The sequence below is a fragment of the Klebsiella sp. GN_Kp190 genome (assembly GCF_040061795.1).
GTDB lineage: Bacteria > Pseudomonadota > Gammaproteobacteria > Enterobacterales > Enterobacteriaceae > Klebsiella > Klebsiella michiganensis.
The window spans coordinates 1-4288 of record NZ_JBEAFN010000054.1 but is presented as its reverse complement, the minus strand read 5'-3'; the positions used below and the strand labels follow the sequence as shown (position 1 = coordinate 4288).

The following is a 4288-nucleotide window of genomic DNA, read 5'->3' as shown; positions in this document are numbered from 1 at the left end:
CGCGAGCAGAACCACCGTAGGTTTTAGCCAGAACGGTAGTGATTGCAGCGGTCAGCGTTGTTTTACCATGGTCAACGTGGCCGATAGTACCGACGTTAACGTGCGGTTTTGTACGTTCAAACTTTTCTTTAGACATCGATTGTCCCTCTAAGACACGGATAAATCGGTGATATCACCACATCAACCGGGCAACATGCCCGACTTGTTGAATGCAATAAACAAGAGAGAAACAGGGGAGGAGAGATAAAGAAGTGGTGCTGATACCCAGAGTCGAACTGGGGACCTCACCCTTACCAAGGGTGCGCTCTACCAACTGAGCCATATCAGCACGTTTGGAGCGGGCAGCGGGAATCGAACCCGCATCATCAGCTTGGAAGGCTGAGGTAATAGCCATTATACGATGCCCGCATCCTGAAACTCGGCTACCCAGTTCTTTCTATAACAAAAAAAAGAGAAGCGTCTCTTTTTTTGTTTGAGCTGACCAGTTTAACCAATCAACTCTGGCTCCGCAAAGCGTTGCCGAAAGATGGTGGTGGGGGAAGGATTCGAACCTTCGAAGTCGATGACGGCAGATTTACAGTCTGCTCCCTTTGGCCGCTCGGGAACCCCACCAGGCACTTGATGGTGCCGACTACCGGAATCGAACTGGTGACCTACTGATTACAAGTCAGTTGCTCTACCTACTGAGCTAAGTCGGCATCAAGTAGCGCGCATTCTAGGGAGACCTGCGAGTTCATGCAACTAAAAAATTGCAGAAAATGTTCTATTGCTCACATTTTGTGCTCAAACGAGAAAAAATGGTGTAATTTCAAACAGAGCAGGACAAAAATACGCCAATCTTCCTCACGGATAGGGTTGCCGAGGAGGGCTAAAAGTAGAGTGAAGTCGTTAAAGCGGCATCGATACCCCATCACCTGACCACCCGATTCAATGAATAACCCACGGGTCTCTGCTGAGAACTTTATATCCCCTTACCAAACCATTCATCTCTGTGATGCTACCTTTAGAAAGCATCATTCAATGAGTTTTTTTCTTATTATTCCTCGCAATCTGGTGTTACCCTCCTGCCCATTGTCCTGATTAACTAGTGTGAAGCACCCCGCCTTCATGTAATTCGGCGGTTGCAAGAGCATGCTTATGAGCCTAAAAGAGCAAACGTTAATGACACCGTATCTACAATTTAACCGCGACCAATGGGCTGCGCTTCGTGATTCCGTTCCGATGACGCTAACAGAAGAAGAAATCACGCGGTTAAAAGGCATCAACGAAGATCTTTCCCTGGAAGAAGTAGCGGAAATTTATTTGCCGCTGTCGCGTTTACTCAATTTCTATATCAGCTCTAATCTGCGCCGCCAGGCTGTACTGGAACAATTCCTTGGCACCAACGGCCAACGTATTCCTTACATCATTAGCATTGCGGGTAGCGTGGCGGTCGGGAAGAGCACTACCGCGCGCGTGCTGCAAGCATTGCTGAGCCGCTGGCCTGAACATCGACATGTAGAATTAATCACGACAGATGGTTTTCTGCACCCTAACGCGGTATTGAAAGAACGCGGCCTGATGAAGAAGAAGGGCTTCCCGCAGTCTTATGACATGCATCGCCTGGTTAAATTCGTCTCAGACCTGAAATCCGGCGTTCCTGACGCTACGGCGCCGGTCTATTCACATCTGATTTACGACGTCATTCCTGATGGGGATAAAACCGTCACGCAGCCTGATATATTAATTCTTGAGGGATTAAATGTTCTGCAGAGCGGCATGGATTATCCACACGATCCGCATCATGTATTTGTTTCGGACTTCGTTGATTTTTCAATTTACGTCGATGCACCTGAAGAACTGCTAAAAAACTGGTATATCAATCGTTTTCTGAAATTCCGCGAAGGCGCGTTTACCGACCCGGACTCCTATTTTCATAGCTATGCTCAGCTGTCTAAAGATGAAGCAATTGATATTGCCACATCGCTGTGGAATGAGATTAATCTTTTGAATTTAAAAGAGAACATTCTACCAACCCGCGAGCGAGCCAGCCTTATAATGACCAAAAGCGCAAACCACTCGGTAAATCAGGTGCGTTTAAGAAAATAAAAAAGGGAGCGTTAGCTCCCTTTTTTTATTCAGCGCTGCGCAATGATATCTCACCGCCAATCCAGGGTTTTACCACCCCGTCCTGCTCCAGTAATAATGCGCCTTGAGCATCAATACCTCGCGAAATACCAAAGATCTCTTTATCGCCAATAATAAGTTTAACCGGTCGATTAATAAAGTTATCGAGCTTTTCCCAGCGGGTGAGATAGGGTGCCAGACCTTCATTCTCAAAAAGTTTAAACCCCGCCCGCAGCTCTTTAATCAGACAAGCCGCTAACGTATTACGATCGATAGAGATCCCTGCCTCCTGGAGGCTGATCCAGCCCTGATTGACAACATCAGACTCCACCCGGCGCATCATGAGGTTGATCCCCGCGCCGCTGACTATCTGCGCAGCATCGCCGGTTTTCCCCGTCAGTTCCACCAGGATCCCGGACAGCTTCCGATCCTGTAAATAGAGATCGTTTGGCCATTTCACCCGAACTTTATCCGCCCCCAGGCTTTGCAGCACCTCGGCAATGACGATCCCAATGACCAGGCTCAAACCTATAGCCGCAGCAGGGCCCTGCTCCAGTCGCCAGTACATTGAAAGGTAAAGGTTAGAACCAAACGGCGAGAACCACTTGCGCCCGCGGCGGCCGCGACCTGCCTGCTGATACTCAGCCACGCAGGCATCGCCCGATTGCAGTTCGCTAAGTCTGTCCAGAAGATACTGGTTCGTGGAATCAATCACCGGTAATACGGTGACCCGGCCATGCTCGATCTGCCTGGCGATCTGCTCTTCATCCAGCAGCTGGATAGGCTCAGGGAGACTGTAGCCTTTACCCGGAACGGTAAATACGTCAACTCCCCAATCGCGTAACGTTTGAATATGCTTGTTGATTGCTGCCCGACTCATCCCTAAACGCTCGCCAAGCTGTTCACCTGAGTGAAATTCAGCGTCGGCCAGGATCGATATTAGCGTCAAAGGAACGGTGTAGTCTTTCATGCGATGGTCTCCTCGGCATTAACTTCACCCGTTTCGCCGATAAAGCGCACCTCCGGCTGTAACCAGATATTAAACTTCTCACCAACCTGCTGGCGTACGTAATGAGCCAGCTCAATCACGTCTTCACTGGTTGCCTGATGCTGATTGATCAATACCAGCGCCTGCTGGCTATGCACCGCTGCGCCACCCATCACTTTACCTTTAAGCTGGCATTGATCGATAAGCCAGCCGGCGGCAAGTTTCATACTGCCATCCGGCTGTGGATAGTGAGGGATGCCCGGATAGGTCGCCAGCAGCGCTTGCGCCTTGTCCGCGCTAACGACCGGGTTCTTAAAGAAGCTCCCCGCATTTCCATTCACTTTTGGATCGGGGAGTTTGGTCATGCGCATATGACAGACGGCGTCAAATACCTGCTGCGGGGTAACGGTTTGCGGATCGAGCCGGGTTAAATCACCGTAGGTCAAAACGGGTTGCCAGACTTTTGGCAACGCCAAACCAACCGCCACAATGGCGTAGCGGTCCTGATATTCATGTTTAAAAATACTGTCCCGGTAGCCAAAGCGACATTCAGCAGCGGAAAGACGCTGTTTCACCCCCGTGACCAACTCAATGCAGTCGACGTACCGGCAAACCTTCTGTAATTCAACGCCGTAAGCACCAATATTTTGAATCGGCGAGGAGCCGGCGCAGCCAGGAATCAAAGCAAGATTTTCCAGGCCCGGCATTCCGTTATTTAGCGCAAACTGGACCAGCTGATGCCAGTTTTCTCCTGCACCAACATGCAAATGCCACGCGTCAGATGTTTCACTCACTTCTATCCCCATAATACGGTTGATAATGACCGTACCGGAATAATCCTTCAGGAACAGAACATTGCTTCCTTCACCAAGGATCAGGGTTGGCTGGCGCTCTGCGGTGGCATTTTGCCAGGCATCCAGTAGCTGTTTTTCAGTTTCGGCGCGTACAATCGCTTTGGCAGAACGGTCAATACCGAAGGTGTTCCAGGGCTTAAGTGAGTGGCTCATAATGGCTTCCAGATGCAAAATCTGCATTAGTTTACCGTATATAGCGAGGGAAGGCTTGCCTGATTGTCAGGGGGAGCAGGTACCATGGCGTGCCTAAAATCTGGCAATTTCAGGCGACAAAAACGCAAAAAGCCCATCCGTCAGGATGGGCTCTTCACTTGTTTGATGCCTGGCAGTTCCCTACTCT

At 49.8% G+C, this 4288-nt stretch carries 4 protein-coding genes and 4 tRNA genes; 1 reads left to right on the top strand and 7 read right to left on the bottom strand.

Annotation, left to right across the window (positions count from 1 at the left end):
* From ABLU67_RS23915 to ABLU67_RS23895, 5 genes are all read right to left on the bottom strand, one after another.
* On the bottom strand, positions 1 to 136 hold a 136-nt coding region (locus ABLU67_RS23915), incomplete at its 3' end, for a GTP-binding protein (RefSeq protein WP_009484166.1).
* A 116-nt stretch (positions 137 to 252) separates the two neighbouring features.
* A tRNA-Thr gene (locus ABLU67_RS23910) sits at positions 253 to 328 on the bottom strand.
* Positions 329 to 333: 5 nt separating this feature from the next.
* Positions 334 to 408, bottom strand: a tRNA-Gly gene (locus ABLU67_RS23905).
* A gap of 119 nt (positions 409 to 527) precedes the next feature.
* Positions 528 to 612, bottom strand: a tRNA-Tyr gene (locus tag ABLU67_RS23900).
* Positions 613 to 622: 10 nt separating this feature from the next.
* Positions 623 to 698, bottom strand: a tRNA-Thr gene (locus ABLU67_RS23895).
* 439 nt (positions 699 to 1137) lie between these two features.
* Between ABLU67_RS23895 and coaA the strand changes: the two genes are divergently transcribed.
* Positions 1138 to 2088: a type I pantothenate kinase gene (coaA, locus tag ABLU67_RS23890; protein WP_014227490.1), complete on the top strand. Its 951-nt coding sequence runs from the start codon at positions 1138 to 1140 to the stop codon at positions 2086 to 2088.
* A 25-nt stretch (positions 2089 to 2113) separates the two neighbouring features.
* On the opposite strand, the gene birA is transcribed toward coaA, so the two are convergent.
* A complete protein-coding gene (gene birA / locus ABLU67_RS23885) occupies positions 2114 to 3076 on the bottom strand; it encodes a bifunctional biotin--[acetyl-CoA-carboxylase] ligase/biotin operon repressor BirA (protein WP_004097632.1) in 963 nt (320 codons plus the stop codon).
* Positions 3073 to 4101 (bottom strand): UDP-N-acetylmuramate dehydrogenase, encoded by a 1029-nt coding sequence (murB, locus tag ABLU67_RS23880; protein ID WP_064358951.1) that lies wholly within the window; start codon positions 4099 to 4101, stop codon positions 3073 to 3075. Before murB ends, birA begins: the two co-directional genes overlap by 4 nt.
* Between the last annotated feature and the right edge of the window lie 187 nt (positions 4102 to 4288).

Coding starts and splice junctions, on each gene's coding strand:
- coaA (WP_014227490.1), top strand. CDS start 1,138: ATGAGCCTAAAAGAGCAAACGTTAATGACACCGTATCTACAATTTAAC.
- murB (WP_064358951.1), bottom strand. CDS start 4,101: ATGAGCCACTCACTTAAGCCCTGGAACACCTTCGGTATTGACCGTTCT.
- birA (WP_004097632.1), bottom strand. CDS start 3,076: ATGAAAGACTACACCGTTCCTTTGACGCTAATATCGATCCTGGCCGAC.